The organism is Leptospira alexanderi serovar Manhao 3 str. L 60, assembly GCF_000243815.2.
In the GTDB taxonomy this organism is placed as follows: Bacteria; Spirochaetota; Leptospiria; order Leptospirales; family Leptospiraceae; genus Leptospira; species Leptospira alexanderi.
Genome location: NZ_AHMT02000015.1, coordinates 103428 through 120000 on the forward strand (window position 1 = coordinate 103428; position 16573 = coordinate 120000).

At 41.9% G+C, this 16573-nt stretch carries 13 protein-coding genes (1 of these 13 running past the window's edge); 9 read left to right on the top strand and 4 right to left on the bottom strand.

Annotation, left to right across the window (positions count from 1 at the left end):
* The first annotated feature begins 99 nt into the window (after positions 1–99).
* Positions 100–2082: an acetoacetate--CoA ligase gene (locus LEP1GSC062_RS04350; protein WP_020983578.1), complete on the top strand. Its 1983-nt coding sequence runs from the start codon at positions 100–102 to the stop codon at positions 2080–2082.
* Between the two features lie 73 nt (positions 2083–2155).
* Complete coding sequence (locus LEP1GSC062_RS04355; RefSeq protein ID WP_020983508.1) at positions 2156–3172, top strand: substrate-binding periplasmic protein; 1017 nt, start codon at positions 2156–2158, stop codon at positions 3170–3172.
* 470 nt (positions 3173–3642) lie between these two features.
* On the opposite strand, the gene LEP1GSC062_RS04365 is transcribed toward LEP1GSC062_RS04355, so the two are convergent.
* The 3 genes from LEP1GSC062_RS04365 to LEP1GSC062_RS04375 form a co-directional block, all read right to left on the bottom strand.
* Positions 3643–4296 (bottom strand): lytic transglycosylase domain-containing protein, encoded by a 654-nt coding sequence (locus tag LEP1GSC062_RS04365; RefSeq protein ID WP_039941190.1) that lies wholly within the window; start codon positions 4294–4296, stop codon positions 3643–3645.
* Positions 4297–4885: 589 nt separating this feature from the next.
* On the bottom strand, positions 4886–6013 hold the full coding sequence (locus LEP1GSC062_RS04370; protein WP_010578529.1) for an MBL fold metallo-hydrolase: 1128 nt from the start codon (positions 6011–6013) through the stop codon (positions 4886–4888).
* 23 nt (positions 6014–6036) lie between these two features.
* Positions 6037–6867 (bottom strand): SDR family oxidoreductase, encoded by an 831-nt coding sequence (locus LEP1GSC062_RS04375; protein WP_010578528.1) that lies wholly within the window; start codon positions 6865–6867, stop codon positions 6037–6039.
* 109 nt (positions 6868–6976) lie between these two features.
* Between LEP1GSC062_RS04375 and LEP1GSC062_RS23565 the strand changes: the two genes are divergently transcribed.
* A complete protein-coding gene (locus LEP1GSC062_RS23565) occupies positions 6977–7132 on the top strand; it encodes a hypothetical protein (protein ID WP_020983569.1) in 156 nt (51 codons plus the stop codon).
* Positions 7133–8238: 1106 nt separating this feature from the next.
* Here LEP1GSC062_RS23565 and LEP1GSC062_RS04385 read toward each other — a convergent pair.
* Entirely contained in the window at positions 8239–9558 is a 1320-nt protein-coding gene (locus LEP1GSC062_RS04385; protein WP_010578526.1) for a sterol desaturase family protein, read from the bottom strand.
* Positions 9559–10231: 673 nt separating this feature from the next.
* Here LEP1GSC062_RS04385 and LEP1GSC062_RS04395 point away from each other — a divergent pair.
* The 6 genes from LEP1GSC062_RS04395 to glyA form a co-directional block, all read left to right on the top strand.
* Positions 10232–11293 carry a saccharopine dehydrogenase family protein gene (locus tag LEP1GSC062_RS04395; protein ID WP_010578524.1) on the top strand — a complete coding sequence of 354 codons (1062 nt, stop codon included), beginning with the start codon at positions 10232–10234 and terminating at the stop codon, positions 11291–11293.
* A 164-nt stretch (positions 11294–11457) separates the two neighbouring features.
* Positions 11458–12045: a hypothetical protein gene (locus LEP1GSC062_RS04400; protein WP_020983490.1), complete on the top strand. Its 588-nt coding sequence runs from the start codon at positions 11458–11460 to the stop codon at positions 12043–12045.
* A complete protein-coding gene (locus LEP1GSC062_RS04405; RefSeq protein WP_010578522.1) occupies positions 12021–13628 on the top strand; it encodes a TolC family protein in 1608 nt (535 codons plus the stop codon). Before LEP1GSC062_RS04400 ends, LEP1GSC062_RS04405 begins: the two co-directional genes overlap by 25 nt.
* Before the next feature lie 20 nt (positions 13629–13648).
* Positions 13649–14833 carry an efflux RND transporter periplasmic adaptor subunit gene (locus tag LEP1GSC062_RS04410; RefSeq protein ID WP_010578521.1) on the top strand — a complete coding sequence of 395 codons (1185 nt, stop codon included), beginning with the start codon at positions 13649–13651 and terminating at the stop codon, positions 14831–14833.
* Between the two features lie 56 nt (positions 14834–14889).
* Positions 14890–15867: a lipoate--protein ligase family protein gene (locus tag LEP1GSC062_RS04415; RefSeq protein ID WP_010578520.1), complete on the top strand. Its 978-nt coding sequence runs from the start codon at positions 14890–14892 to the stop codon at positions 15865–15867.
* Between the two features lie 37 nt (positions 15868–15904).
* A protein-coding gene (glyA, locus tag LEP1GSC062_RS04420) for a serine hydroxymethyltransferase (RefSeq protein WP_010578519.1) crosses the window boundary here: on the top strand, positions 15905–16573 show its 5' portion. 579 nt of this gene lie beyond the right edge of the window; the window shows 669 of its 1248 coding nt (coding positions 1–669); the start codon lies at positions 15905–15907; its stop codon lies beyond the right edge, outside the window.

Genomic DNA, 16573 nt, shown 5'->3' on the forward strand with positions numbered 1-16573 from the left:
AGCATATACGGAGTGTTCCGTTTCTCAATCAAAATTCATGTTGACCCGACCTTTTAAAAAAATGTAATAGAGAACGAAAAAACGGAATCGAGTTTTTACATGCATCAACAATTATGGGCGCCTTCCACCACTCGGATCGAATCTTCCAATTTAAGCCGATATCAAAAGTTTCTCAGGGAGAGAAAAAACCTTCATTTTTCTTCGTACGAAGAACTCTGGGCTTGGTCTGTAAAGGATGTCGGAGTTTTTTGGGAAAGTATTTGGGAGTTTTCCGAAATCGTTCATTCTAAAAAGTACGAAATCCCGTATCGGACCGGGCTGAATTTTACGGATTCTAGATTTTTTTTGGGAGCTAAGCTCAATTTTGCGGAGAATCTGCTCCGAAGGACTGATTCCTATCCAGCTTTGATTTATAGAGGAGAAGACGGTTCCAGAAGAGAAATCAGTTATTCAGAATTGCGCTCTTACGTGGGAGCTCTCGGAAAGGATCTGAAAAAAAGGGGAGTGATGCCCGGGGATAGAATCGCGGGGCTGATGCCGAATGTTCCCGAGACTGTGATTGCAATGCTCGCAACAACTTCCATCGGAGCGATTTGGAGTTCTTGTTCACCGGATTTCGGAGTCAAGGGAGTGTTGGATCGATTCGGGCAAATTACCCCGAAGGTTTTGTTTACCACGGATCGATACGCGTTTAAGGGAAAGGATTTATCTCTTGCGGAGAATCTGACTCAAATTCTTGCGTCCATTTCTTCGCTCGAAGCGGTGATCGTATCGGACTACAAAAAAGGAATTCTGCATTTTAAAAATCAGACGGACACGGAACTTCCGGAAGACTATCCTAAAAAGAATATTCATTTTTTGGAAACTATTCTTCGGGAAAACCAAGGAGCCGAACCGGAATTCCATCAAGCCGATTTCGATCATCCGGTGTATATCATGTATTCATCCGGAACAACCGGACTTCCGAAATGTATGGTGCAGGGAGTAGGCGTATTGATCAATCATTGGAAGGAGTTGGTGCTCCACTGCGATCTCAAAGCCGGAGAAAGAATTTTTTATTATACGACATGCGGCTGGATGATGTGGAACTGGCTTGTAAGTTCCTTATCCGTAGGAGCGACAGTCGTCTTATTCGATGGAAATCCTTTTCATCCCGGGCCGGAAATTTTATTTCGTATCGCTTCCGAAGAGAGGGCCGATGTCTTCGGAGTGGGAGCGAAATACATTCTTACTTTGGAAAAGTTGGGCTTTGAGCCGAAGGATTTCGATCTTTCATCGATGAGGACTGTGTTGTCTACTGGTTCTCCTTTAACTGAGGCGGGTTTTCGATACGTATATCAAAATTGGAAGAAGGATCTTCAACTTTCTTCGATTTCGGGAGGAACCGATCTTAACGGTTGTTTCGCGTTGGGGAATCCAGTTTTTCCCGTTTACGAAGGAGAGATTCAGTCCAGGGGTCTTGGAATGGACGTAGAGGTCTGGAATGAATTCGGAAAATCCGTGGTTGAAGAAAAGGGAGAACTTGTTTGTAAACAACCTTTTCCTTCCATGCCTCTTTACTTCTGGAAAGATCCCGAAGGAAAAAAATACGAATCCGCATATTTTGAATCTTTTCCCGGAGTTTGGTGTCATGGGGACTTTGTGGAACTTAAGAAAAACGGCGGTCTTGTCGTTTATGGAAGATCGGATGCGACCCTCAATCCGGGCGGGGTGAGAATCGGAACCGCCGATCTTTACAGTCTGATCGAAACTTTTTCCGAAGTCGCCGATTCCGTCATTATAGGTCAAGATTGGAAAGAAGACGTAAGGATTGTTTTATTTTTAAAGATGGCTCCCGGAAAAAAATTAGACGATTCTCTCATTCAAACCTTGAAAAAAGAAATTAAGGAAAAAATTTCTCCTAGACATGTACCTTCTAAAATCCTTGCGGTTGCTGATATTCCATATACGATTAATATGAAAAAAGTGGAGATTGCCGTCAAAAGAACCGTTCAAGGCGAATCCGTAACGAATAAGGAAGCTCTTAGTAATCCGGAAAGTTTAGAATATTATAAAAATCTTTCAGAGCTCGGAGAAGATTAGAGTTGCTTTTGGGTTTGAATTCAAAATGATTCGGACTAAGTTTCGTTCGGCTTTGTATGAGAGGATTATTATAGTGAGTCAATGGGAATTTTCTGAGGATCTGTTTGAAATCAAAACTTCCCGATCGTATATCCGATGGATTTTAGTTCCGTTTTTAGGCATTGTAAACCGTATTAAAAATTCTATAAGAGGAATTTCGATAAAACCTTTTCTTTTCGTTTTTTTGGTGGTTCTTTGCGATATAAACGAAGTGGGATATTCCTTGGAAGCGGAGGAAAACACATTCAGATTTTATAATTTGTCCCGGCTTAAAGAAATTTTGGAAAAGGGGGAATTGAGAGTCACCGGTGATTCCGCCTACGAACCTTTTTATATTGTAAACGCAAAGGAGGGTTATCCGGGTTTTGATTACGAGTTGGGAAAAGCTTATGCAGACTTTCTCGGAGTAAAATATAGATTCGTTTCTTATCAGGAATTCAATGAATTTGCGGATGCAATTAAAAAAAAGGAAGCGGATATTGCATTATCCGGAATCTCAAGTAATCTTGAAAGATCCAAAAAAGTGAAATTCAGTAAGGCGTATTTGGTTTCAACTCCCGCCGCGTTGATTCGAAAATCCGCGCTTCCTCCTCCCCCGGAAGGAAACATTATCACGACTCAGAATTTCAGAAGTATCCTCGATTTAGCGGATGTGAATGGAGTTACGTTTGCGGTCAGATCTTTTTCCAATCGTCACGAATATCTTCTGAAAAAATTCAAGAACAATCGTATTTTTACTTATGGAGATACTCTTGCCGCTTGGGAAGCGGTTAAGAATGGAACGGCAAATTGTTTAGTCGCGGATTCTTTCTATATCAAGGGACTTTTACTCAAGGACAAATCAATTGCTTCCAACTTCCGACCCTTACTCGAGCTTGTACAAAGGGAAGATATCAGCGCGGCATTTCCGTACGGAGATCTAGTGTTTATTAGGAATTTTGAATTCTTTCTTGAGGAGTTGGAGCGAACCGGGATTCTTCGGGAGTTAGAGGATAAATATTTCAATAAATCGGATTGGGTCCTGTCGAATGATCTGAAACGCGATCCGTAGAGAGCGTTTCGCTGAGTTAACGCGATCCGTAGGGAGCCCATCACCAACCCCACAAATTAAGAAGGCTTTTGGGATCATAAGGATCAAAAACTGATATTTTTCAAGTGTTCCGACGTGTTAGTGATTAGGGGGTTAGATTTTAGTGGATAGGACTTTACATTACATACAATAAAACGCAAGTGTTCCGACAAAAATGAGACTTTTTACTTGCAAGGAGTATAATTTTCTGATAGAGAAAAATTTCCCGAACCTTTCCACCTCCACCCCCACCCAAAAATAAGGGTGGGAACTAAGTTTCACGGGGGATTTTGTCGTAATTCCGACAAATTGATCTTGAGATCCCATTACTTGTGGGTAAGGTGATGGTAGGGAGCCGAGTCGCTCGAGTTAACGCGATCCGTCGAACGACCATAGAACGGGATAACCACATCGAAAGCGACGGTTCTTTAAAGAAGTAAGGATCGGAAAATTTATGGAATGGAATTTGCAATTTTTTCTCTTAGTTCCAAATAATGGGATTGGTTGGAAAGAATGATTTCGTTGTATTCAGGAATCCCACCCCAACGATCGACCGCACCGGGGCCGGCGTTGTAAGAAAGGAGGGCCTTAGCGGTATCTCCCTTTCTCAGATCCAACAGATAATTCAGATAAGAAACTCCAAGGTGGATATTAACTTCTGGTTTGTGGAGATCGTTCAGGTTGATTTTCCAACCTTCTTTTTGGGAAAGCCAGTTTGCGGTTGTAGGCATAATTTGCATAAAACCACGAGCGTTCTTGGGTGAACGGGCCGTTGCTTTGAACTGGGATTCTAGATGAATGAGGCCGATCAGTAGGCTCACTTTGTCTGTGTCGGAGCAACGAAAATTACAGGATTCTATATTCAGTCTTCTGGATTCTTGGAGAATGACTTGGGAGAGTTTTTGGAGTGATTCCGAGGAAAGGGATGGTCGGATCTCCGAGATGTAGGCTTGAATGGTTGCGATTTCGATAGATTCTTCATCCAGAATGTTTTTCTTTTGATTGAGCGCTCCCGCAAGTGGTACCAAAAGCAATTGGAAGCCGAAAGGTAAGAGCAGAAAAATTACATATCGAAAATGAAATTGGGTCATTCTGCGAAAATTCATCACTGTAGTACCACCGAGAATTTTAATTTGTGCGTCGCACAATGATATTTTTTTGGCACTGCACTATGAGTCAAGTATTTCCAGTGATTTTAGAGAGGTTAAGAGACAGAATTTTGGTCGGAATTATGTCCAAACTGGATGGATAATCCGGTTTCGTTTGCTACAAGCAGTTATCAATGACTAACAAAAAGAAAAATGGCCATGTGATTCTCGAATCATAGGCTGGAGTTCCGACCATAACTTCTGGAAAAAGTTGCCAAGAAAAGAAAAACGGTTTCTATAATACTTTTAAACAAATTTAAACCGCCCAAAAACAGGCTGTTTTTCTTTACAACTATGTCAGATTGCATCAACACTCATTTCTTGAATTTGTTCGTCAGGTTTCATAATATGCGCCAACATAGTTTTAGGACTTTGTATGCCTAACCCTCGCAACTCGAAGCGTCGGAACTCTGGCGTTTTCTTGGATAGTTTATAACCTTCAAAACGATCTTTTCAGTTTTTGGAATCTTTTTTCCAAATTTGATAATACAACGTGAGTTCGGTGAAACCTATTGTATAAAAGTTAATCTTTTGAATGTAGGCGTCACTAACGGACTTTCTCCCACCAGGCTTCGGAGACAAAGGTCGTTCCACCGACGACAACTTCTCCCGGTTTCGGAGTGACTAAGTCGATTTGGTATTGTTTTGCGGATTTTACAGTTCGGAGAATCGGTTCGTCCCAGTGATGAATCGCCAGATTGAATGTTCCCCAATGAATCGGAAGCATTCTTTTGGCTTTTAAGTCGAGATGTGCCTGAACCGCCTTTTCCGGATTCATATGAATTCCTTCCCAAGTGATATCGTAGGCTCCGACCTTAATCGAAGTTAGGTCGAAGGGACCGAGGCGTTTACCGATTTCCGCAAAATGCGGAGAATAACCGGTATCCCCGCTATGAAAGAATTTATTTTCAGGACCGATGATGCTCCAAGAAGCCCAAAGAGTGGATTTGCCATTCAAGAGTCCTCTTCCGGAATAGTGAACCGCAGGAGTGCAGACGATCTCAACTTTACCGACATTTCCCTTTTCCCACCAATCCAACTCGATGATTTGATTTTCGGAAATTCCCCAATGTTCTAAGTGAGCGCCGATTCCCAAGGGGACAAAATATTTCGTTCCCTTGGAAGCCAGATATTTGGCGGTATTCATATCCAGATGATCGTAATGGTCATGTGAAATTACGACCGCATCGATTGAAGGAAGATTCTCCAGAGAAATCGGAGGCGGGAAAAATCTTTCCGGACCCATACTCTTGAACGGAGAAACCTTATTTGAAAATACTGGGTCCGTGAGAATTCTCACTTCGTCGATTTCGACCAAAACGGAAGCATGACCAAGCCAAATCGTTCTTAATCCCGGAGCCGTGTTTGGAGAAAAACTTTTTGGATCCGGATAGATCACCGGAATCGAAGAGGGAGGGGTTCTTTGTTCGTTTCCGAAAAGTTGTCTCCAGATGATATTTGTATAAGTTCCGGAAACAATATTGGGAACGAAGGGATCATTTTCGAATTTTCCATCTTTGTACATTTTAGAGGTTCGCATTTTTTCGAGTCGTTTTCCTTCCGGAGTTCCTCCGAAAGAACTGAGACAACTTGTTTGTAAAATGACTAAAATAAAAATTCCCAAAAAAAGAATCAGAGATAAGAAAGAAATTTTTTGAATTCGATTTCCGAACATACGACTCACTCCTAAAATCGAAATTACGCTACCTTCGTGGACTTGAGCAAGGCAAGTTTAATTATTCTGAAAAAAATTCGATCAGAAAGAAATTTACGTAATCCTAAAAGAGCGATAGCGTCTGTTCCTACAACATAACGAAATCGTTTGGAAGGACTTTTGGCGGCCTTAAAAATTACTTTAGCTACGGTTTCGGAACGGCTGGCCATCATTGCATTTTCCATATTTTTGAAAACCGTTTCGGAGAATTTTTTATATTCTTCGGGAGCTTTCTCGGAAGTGGACTCGGAAGAACGACTGATAAAATCAGTGGCGATCGCTCCCGGTTCGATAAGTTTCACGCGGATTCCGAGAGGATGTAATTCGTATTGAAGCGATTCTGTGAATCCTTCCAAAGCCCATTTTGTAGAATGATATAGGCTATAAAGGGGGATTGTAATTCTTCCTCCCATGGAAGCGACGTTAATGATTAGACCTTTTCTTTTTTTTCGAAAGTGAGGAAGGATTTTTTGAATCACATCCATTGCTCCAAACAAGTTCGTATCAAACTGTCTTTGAATTTGTTCTTTAGCGGCTCCTTCAAAAGGGCCTATGAGTCCGTATCCGGCATTGTTTACTAAAACGTCAATTTCGCCGAAGGTTTTGATTCCTTCTTCGATTGCTTTTTCAATCGTGTTTGGTTTGGTTACATCGAGTTTTGTGCAAAGTAGATTGGGAAGATTTTTCAAATCCCGAGCATTTTCAGGATTTCTCATTGTTGCGATTACGTTCCAACCTTTGTTTTGAAAATATATTGCGGTCGCTTTTCCGATTCCGGAAGAGGTTCCGGTCATTAAAACCGTTTTTTGTTTCATTTTGATCTTTTCCTTTGTGATGACTTTGGGTCAATTTATGATAACTTAAAGTCATTGTCAATTGAGACTTGCTTCTTGGATTGGGGATTCTCTAAAGGAAAATCGGAGAATGATTCGTTTGATGGCTATCGCTTCCGCTCTTTTAGAAAAGAATGTGGTTTATGAAAGCGCTCTTCGGTTTAAGGATTCCGTTCGTAGGAGTGTTCTCGAATCTACTCCGGAACTTTGCTGGGTTCCAAATCGGAAACTTCCTCATGTCGCTTGAGTTTGTGCGTAATCAGAACGCTCTTGCGATATAGTTGCAACTTTTATAATGTAAGATTGAGTGCACAATTCGTACTCCAAGGAATTCCGTAAAAAATTTCCAAGAAACGTTCGGGCATTTTGATTCTCAAGTTCTCTTTTGGGTTGAATATGGGAACTGATTTGATTTTCAATTCGGAAGAAGTGAATTCGGAATAAAATCGAAATGTAATCTTTAAGACGTTTACCCGGCCTGCTACCGAGTTTTACTGATCCCTATAAAATAGAATACAGTTAATTTGAGCATTTAGACGCAGAATTTTGGACACTCTATTAACGTGAGCTCGATATAACAAAATGCGAAAGCGATTATATGTTTCGACCCGTAGGGAGAAACATTGAGTTAAATTCCGAAGGAATTGGAGCGAAAAGCGCGGTCGCGAGCTGCGACGACGACCCGCAGAGCGACCTAAACACCGACCCAGAACGCGATCCATGGAGAGCGTTCTGCTGAGTTATACCTTTCGCGATCCATGGAGAGCCATAACCAACCCCACAAATTAAGGAGGCTTTTGGGATCATAAGGATCAAAAGCTGATATTTTTCAAGTGTTCCGACGTGTTAGTGATTAGGGGTTAGATTTTAGTGGATAGAACTTTACATACAATAAAACGCAAGTGTTCCGACAAGAATAAAGCTTTTTACTTGCGAGAAGTATAATTTTCTGATAGAGAAAAATCTCCAGAGCCTTTCCACCTCCACCCCCACCCAAAAATAAGGGTGGGACGTAAGTTTCACGGGGGGATTTTGTCGTAATTCCGACAGATTTATCTTCGGATCCAAGTATTTATGGGGTAAGGTTATGATAGGAAGGTGTTTGCTGAGTTCAGGAAAGCTCTGCGCCTGAGTTCAGGGAGTCGTTGCACTTTAGTTTCTTATTCGCCCAAACTTTCTTACGACCCTGCTCACGTTAATTTAGGGCCTTGTTGGAACAAACTTTCGACCAAAAGACAAAAGGGGCTTTGTCTTGCTCCTTTTGTCTTTCTAACAATGACTTTCCACTATGTTCCAATTGATTATGTTCGCTCTCCTGTTCGATAGGATATCCGAACGTAAGTCTGTGAGTTTTTAAGCGGTCCTCTTTAGAATTTCCTGAACTGGATTGATTTCCTGGATGAAAGCAAAAACGCTTCTATGGCTTAAAAACCACATCATGGAAACCACACCTAGAACAAGAGTACCTAATGTGATATTCATTTCTTCTGAAAGCGCGTAAGCGCCGAAGACTAGAATCGCCATACGGATCGGCTCCGCAAAAAGAGCCCAGCGTTTTCTTTCCAAAATTCCGCCTATCGCCAGCAAAGAAATTAAGGTAATCAAACTGATGACTCCTATGTTGAACCAAGAAAGAGATCCTATCTTGACGAGCATTCCGAACGCCAATGCTACGGAAATAATAAACCAAACGAGAGAATACAGACTTAATCCTTTGGGAAGATCAATATCATATTTATGGAATGTATTTGGGCGGACTTCGGGAATCGGATACTGACCGCCGAGTTCTTCCGGTCTCCAGCCGGGAAGGGCGAAGAAAACCTTGATCTTATCCGACCAACGAGGAGAACGCCAAGCGAGTTCGATCATTTCCCACCAGTAGTGAAGGTTAGCCCAAATCGGATTAAAACTACGAAGAGGTTTAACGGTTCCGTAAACCGGTTCTTCCGATTCTGGTTCAAAGGTTCCGAACCACTTGTCGAAAACGATCAACGTTCCGCCATGATTTTTATCGATGTATCTTGGGTTGATTCCGTGGTGAACTCTATGGTGAGAGGGAGTGTTAAAGATCGCCTCAAACCAACGAGGAAGTTTATCGATCGCTTTTGTGTGAATCCAGAATTGATAAATCAGATTGAGTTGTCCGTTCAGAATCATAACGATCGGAGAAAAACCGATTAGGGCTAAAGGAAGATAAAACACCCAGGTAAAAAGTCCGTGAAGACTTGCCTGCCTTAAAGCAACCGTAAGATTATATTCCTCACTTTGATGGTGCACAACGTGTCCCGCCCAAAGAAAATTAACCTCGTGACTCAGACGGTGAGCCCAATAATAGGCTAAGTCGTAACAGATAAAACAAAGGATCCAAACTGCTACGACAACGATCCAGGCCCAAGTCGGAGAACTCAGTCCTAACATAGCTCCGGGAATAACTTCGCTTGGCCAAGAAGGAAGGTTGAAGATTCTAAAATTTTGATAAATATAAATGTAAGCGGCTAAAGTAATTGTTTTCGAAAAAACTCCCACAACCTGGCTTGCAGTTCCCGTTGATAGATCGTTGATCGAATCGTTCAGTCGGTAGAGTTTTCGCTTGTGATACGCGGAAAATCCAATTTCCAGAAAGATCAATAAAAAGAAAAATGGAATTGCGATCGTGACAAGATTGATTTCCATAACGCCTCTAATAAAGTTCTTCTTTAAGATTGTTCCTCAATGCTTTCTTGGTCAATTCAAAAACACCCGCTAAGTATGATCGTTTTTTCGTCACAACCGTTATAGTAAATCGAATCATCCTAAATTGGGATGTCGTGTAATAAATCCGATGGAACTTCTTTTGGGAAAAAGTGATGTATGGGGAAAAAAATCGGAAAGAATGGTTTTACTGACCCTGACATAAAGGAGTATCGTTAATTTTAACGCAAATCCCCGTTTAAAGGCAGAATCTTGGGAACTCAATTATATAGAAATCAGTAAAAGCGCATATTTGCACTTCAATCTTTTTTAAAACTTAGGGCCAATCGGTTGATTCGAAAGCTTTTTCGTAAACTCCATGTTAGCCGTTTTCGATATATTCGGAATGAGAGGCGAAAGCGCTTGAATGATGATATGTGATTCTAGTGTTTTTGTATGATCCTAGATCCGTTTTGGATATAGGATCGAAAACTAGAGAAGTGCGTCCTCGAACGGATTTTGGTCGAAGTCTATCTGATTTTAAACGATGATCAAGAAGTGAAATGAGGTCGGACCGTTTCAAAGTCAGTTCTCGGAATAGATTCTTGGATCGTATCTTGTGAAAATTTCCGTCAAAACTTGACGAATTCTTCCGATTGAGAAAAATCTGGCCTTTATGGCGGCTAAGAAAAAGAACTGGCTTTTATATGGAGCAAACGGCTACAGCGGAGAATTGATCGCAAGAAAGGCTGTTGAAAGGGGACAAAAACCTATTCTTGCAGGAAGATCCGAATCGAAGATTCGTCCTCTTGCGGAAGAACTTGGTCTCTCATTCAGGATTTTTTCTTTGGAGAATCCAAAAGAAGTTCAGGCCCAAATCTTGGATTGTTTTTTGGTTTTGCATTGTGCCGGTCCTTTTATAGAAACTGCACTTCCCATGGCGGAAGTTTGTATCGAATCCGGGGTTCACTATCTGGATATCACGGGAGAAATTTCCGTATATGAAACGCTTTATTCTCTATCTTCCAAAGCGCTTGCAAAAAAGGTAATGCTTCTTCCGGGAGTAGGCTTCGATGTCGTACCTACGGATTGTCTTGCCGTGATGCTCAAGGAAAAACTTCCCAAGGCACATACTTTGGAACTCGGTTTTTCGGGTTTTACGGATATTTCCAGAGGAACCTTAAAAAGTATGCTCGCTCAACTTCCTCACGGAAGTAGGGTAAGGAGAAACGGAAAGATCGAAACGATTCCTCAATTGAGTTTGAAAAAGGTCGTGGAGATCAGTGGGAAATATGCGGAGTTTTTTGCGATTCCCTGGGGAGACATTTTTACTTCTTTTATCTCCACCGGAATTCCGAACATCACGGTATATTCTTCTTTGCCTGAATTTCAAACTAAAATTCTGAAACTGTTACAGCCTACGGCTTTATTTTTAAAAAACTCTCTGATTCTCAAAGGAATGCAGAAACTCGTAGAACTGACCGTCCGAGGCCCCGGTGAAGAAAAAAGAAAAAATGGAACGGTTCTTCTTTGGGGTGAAGCTTGGACCGAAGCGAATTCGAAAAAAGTTTCGATTCGAATGCGTTGTGCGGAAGTCTACGAGTTTACGGTCGAATCCGCATTAGCGGCCGTTGCCAAAGTGGAGAAAGGAAAATTCCAAGCTGGTTTTACGACTCCCGGTAAAGTATTCGGTTCCAAATTCGTATTAGAAATTCCTGGTACTAAGATTTTACCTTAAATTTCGAAAGTGTTTGTCAACCGACCGTTCTATTCGAAAGAAAATATCGATTCACTTCCGCGTTTTGGAAATAAACTCCAAACACAAATACATTTCGTCACTACACTTCGACTTTCGGATTGATTTTCAGAGACTGGGCACATTTGCTGTTTGAGGACACAGTAATGAACTTTCTTTCCAAACGATCTTTGCCCCGAAAAATATGCAGGATATACTTTTTCTTAGGTTTGACTTTTTCCTACAGTTTGATTTCGGGACAGGAATCCGAAACGAACTTAAAAAAAATGGAAATTCGGGCTGGAAAGATCTTTCTTGCGGGTCACACAGGAGATCATAGTAAGGATACGGCCGAAATTTTACTTTTGATAAAAAACCTGGTGGGGGATACGGTAGGGAAAAATTTTTCAAAATTACCGGACAGGGTTTCTCCAAAAGACGGATTGCTCTTGGATCTGAAAGGAATTTGGACCCGAGAAGAGATCAAAAAGGAACTTTCCAAAAAAGGAAATTATTTCGAGACTTATTTTTTCGAGCGGGAACTCCTGAAAAAGCAGAAGAATTCTGAAAACGTAAGAACGGTTCGGGATTTGTTTTTGCTTTCGGGGGGAATCGAGGTCGAGTTTTATTATGAAAGTATAACGGAATGCGAATTGAAACTTAAATTTAAAGATAATATACAACTGGAGAAGGAACTCATCAATCCATACTTTAAGAAAGTGCAGGGGAAATGGTATCTTCACAGAATGTTTTAAGAACTCCAAGAGGAGAATCGTTTTTTAAAAACGAAGTAAGGAATTTTCCGAAGCAGTATCGGGATGAAGTTGGGGCTTTGAGTCGTTTTAAGCTTTCGATTTTCTTTTTGGGGAAAACGGAAAGTCGAAGAATGCGCGGGTTCAAACCTGGAAAGTTCGCGAATACAATTTTTGTTTTCGGTTTTCTCGGATTTGTTTTCCCATTGTCTTGGATTTATCCGGAAGTAATTCCTTTCGAACCTCATTTTGTAACGGAAGAGAAAAAATCCGAGTTTGACGAAAAAAAGTCTCCAATTTTTCAAGAAGAACAAACGCAAACGGAAGTTGGGGCCAATCCGATTCCGTCTTTTTCCGGAAAGATCATAGACTGGGATGTGGAAAAACTGACGGAGTATGCGGTTTCCAACAATCCTCTTTACCTCGCGGAAAAACAAAATATGAGAATCGAGAGGGGAAAAGTGATCACAGCTTCTCTCTACAGAAATCCGACCATACAACTCCAACAGCAGTTCATCGGAGTCCCCGGAGGAGGGGGCTCGTCCGGTCCACAAATTCTCGGAGCCAACGGCTCTCAAGGAGGACATATGGAAGTGGCGCCGGCGCTTTATCAGGATTTGGACGTATATGGAGTGGTTTCGCTTCGTTCCAAGGTGGCAAAAAAATCTTTTGAAGCGGTTTTAGGAGAATTTGACAACTTTGATAGGCTTTTTCGGCTCAGGCTCAGACAGAACTATTGGGCTTATATCTTTCTTACAAATTTAGTAGATTATAATAAAGAATTTTATGAAAATTATAGTGATCTTCTGGAACTTACGAAATTTCGAGTTGAAAAGGGTGACATCTCTCCTCTCGAATACGAAAGACTCGAGTTGGAAAGAATTCAGGTAGAAAAATTCTACCGCGACGCGCTTGTTCGTAGACAGCTCGTGGAAAAAGAACTTCGAATCCTTTCCGGAATTCGGGAAGCGGAAGGAATCTTTGCGTTTAAAACGGAAATGAGATTTAAATCCTTGGAAGATTTGGGACTCAGGCTCAGAGATTCCACGATTACCACGGTCAACCGTCCCGATATCGCCGCACTTGAAGAAAGAGTCAAAGAGAAAAAGCTTAACATTGATCTACAGAGAAGGGAAGCTCTCGGTTATGTACAAGTCGGGGGAGAATGGAGAATCAAAGGCAATGAACACTATGCGGGCGTTTTTGCGGCCATTCCTCTTCCTTTAAACGACAGAGGTCAGGGTAAGGTTCTTTCCGCAAAAGAAGAACATAAGAAGTTCGAACTTGCACTTGAGGCAAAAAAAAGGGAAGTCGACGAAGAGATCGAGGCTTCCAAGAAGGAACTTCTTGCGAGAGAGGATCTTCTTGCAAAGTACGAAAGAATTAATCTGTTACAAAAAAACAAACAGTTAGAGCAAAAATCCAGGATAGCGTATGTCCGCGGCGCGTCCGATCAAGTAACCTTTCTCCAAGCCGAGAAAAATTATCTTACGGTTCTCAGAGATTATTACGAAGTGTTGTACCTCTATTACAACGCGGTCGAAATATATAAGGCGGCGGTCGGAAAAAAAACGGAGAGGGAATAAATCCTATCTCGGAGATTCGTATGATTTATTTCATAAGACGATACAAGATCATTCTCGTTCTTCTCGCGGCCTTAAGCGCCGGATATTTCGGATACAGAAAATTCTTCTTAAAAAAACCGGATGAGAAAAAGCAAACCGTCGTCGATAAAAACAGGTTTACCGTATCCGAAGAAATATTAAAAAGACATCCCTTAACGTTTGTCGCTTTGAAAGAGATTTCAGCGGTCGATGAGATTGCTCTTCCCGGAAGGATTTCTTACGATCCCGAAAGTATGGCAAGAGCCGGTTCGACGGTCGAAGGGAGAATCAAAAAGGTTCTCGTGAGAGAAGGGGATCGTGTGAGTCAGGGTTCTCCGCTTGCAATTCTTTCTTCCGTGGTGCTTGGAGAAGTAGAGGCTTCTTACGTGAAAGCGAGGGCTAGTCTCGAAGCGTTAAAGTTGCAAGCCGATCGTGCAAAAGAACTTTTCGATATGAAGGTAACTTCCGCGAAAGATTACGAGTTTGCGAATATGCAATACAAAACGGCAAAGATCGAAGTGGAGACAACTCGGATCAAACTTGAAAACTACGGACTTACTCCCGCGGAAATCGCGGGGATTGAAAGAGGGATTTACGTTTCTTCCAATCTCGTTTTGAGAAGTTCGATCAACGGAGAGGTTACCGAAAGAAAAGCGGTTCAAGGTCAACAGGTCACAAGAAACGAAGATTTATTCACCATCGCCAATCTTACCAATTTGATGGTTCTTTTGGAAGTGTATGAAAAAGATCTAGGCACGATTTCCGAAGGAGCCGAGGCGCATATCTATCCTCTGGGAGATAAGGAATCTCCCGGCATCCGCGGTGAAGTTGCGTACGTAGGAACCGTTTTAGACAACGTTAAAAGAACCGCGAAATTGAGAATCATGGTTTCTAACCGAAACGGAAAATTAAAACCGGGCCAATCGGTAACCGCAAAGGTAAAGGGAATCGTCGCCGATACGGGAGCGGAACCGAGACGCACTGTTCCCCTCGAAGCCGTTCATGAAATCGAAGGAAAGTCCATCGTGTTTCTTCAGAACGATGACGGAAGTTTTGAAGCCGTCGAAGTGATCACGGGAGATACCGTGGGAGACGAGATTGTCATCAAAGTTGGTCTCAAAGAAGAGGGGGCGCGTATCGTTTCGAAAGGATCCTTTATTCTCAAAAGTGAATATTTGAAACTGTAATAGTTTCGGTATTCAAAAAATTTGGAATAAAAATTCGGATTTTGTCCTCATATCTTATGCGCACATTTGCATTCCTACAAGACTCAAAGAGATCCGCCGCTTACAATCTTGCCATTGAAGAAGCGATCGGACTTCATTTCGTATCGTCCGGTTACGGAGCGGGACTTAGAATTTGGAGGAATCCGTTTTCCATCGTGCTTGGACTTTCGGAGCAGGCGGAAGATACAGTTTTACCGGAAGTTTTGCGAAATTTTATAGAATCGGGCGAAAAAGAAAAAAGTGCGGTTTTGCCGGAAATTCTGAACTTAACTTTGGAATCCGAAAAGAACCGAACAAATTTGACCGCGTCAGGAAATCAAAATTCGATTTCGAAAGACTCGAAAGAAATTTCCGGAATAAACGATTCGGATTCTAATCGGGGCTTCAAATATAGAAAACGTTTCGATAAAGAATTTCCCACAATTGTTCGAAGAGCGAGCGGAGGAGGGACGGTCGTTCATCATCCCGAGGAAAATCTGAATTTTACTTTTTTCGTTTCCTTGGATGTAAAACCTGAGCTCTACAAAGTAAAGGAATCCTACGGCTATTTTTTAAGTCTGGTGGTAAGCGCGTTAAAGCGACAAACGTTAAGCGCTTCTTGTCGTGGAAAATCGGATCTTGCTATTTTGGAACAAGGCCTGGAAAAAAAAATTTCCGGAAACGCTCAGTTTCGAAAAAGAAATGCGGTTATACACCACGGTACCTTGATCTTAAAACCTTCTCTCATCGAAAGGGTTTCCGGACTGCTCAAACATCCTCCTGAGGAACCCGAATACAGAAAGAATCGAAAACATTCCGATTTTGTGACGTCTCTTCCGAGCGATTTTTCTCCCCTAAAATTTGGCCGGGATCTTTCTCATGTATTTGCCGAATCCTTGGGTCTTTTCAGAATAGGCTCAGAGAGGGATCTCCGATTTACGAAAGCGGTCTTCAAAGAAGCAAAACGACTTTTGGAAAATAAATATTCTAGGATGGATTTCATCCTGAGAAACTAAATCGGACTTACTCGGAATTATCAAAAAGAAGGGCCAGATGCAGTTTCTTCCGAAAGCGGATCCAGAGATATTCGCAGCATTAAAAAAAGAGGACGAAAGACAGGAAAATAACCTGGAAATGATCGCCTCCGAAAATTTTGTTTCCAGAGCCGTTCTGGAAGCCTATACTTCCACGCTCACAAACAAATACGCCGAAGGTTATCCGGGGAAAAGATACTACAACGGTTGTCACAACGCGGACATCGTGGAGAATCTCGCCATCGAAAGAGCAAAAAAACTTTTCGGTGTGCAATACGCTAACGTTCAACCTCATTCCGGAGCCCAGGCAAACATGGCTGTTTTTCTTGCTTGTTTGGAACCCGGGGATTCTTTTTTAGGAATGAATCTTGCGCACGGCGGACATTTGACCCACGGTTCTCCCGTCAACGTAAGCGGCAGAATTTATAAACCGATTCCTTACGGCGTGGATCCAAAAACGGAAACAATCGACTATGATGAGATCGCGAAACTTGCAAGGGAACATAAACCGAAGTTAATCGTTGCGGGTGCCTCCGCTTACGCAAGAACCATCGACTTTTCTAAGTTTGCTGAAATTGCGAAGGAGGTAGGTGCGAAACTGATGGCGGACATTGCTCATATTTCCGGTCTTGTTTCCACGGGCTATCACCCTTCTCCGGTTGGACTTTTCGATTTTGTGACCACCACC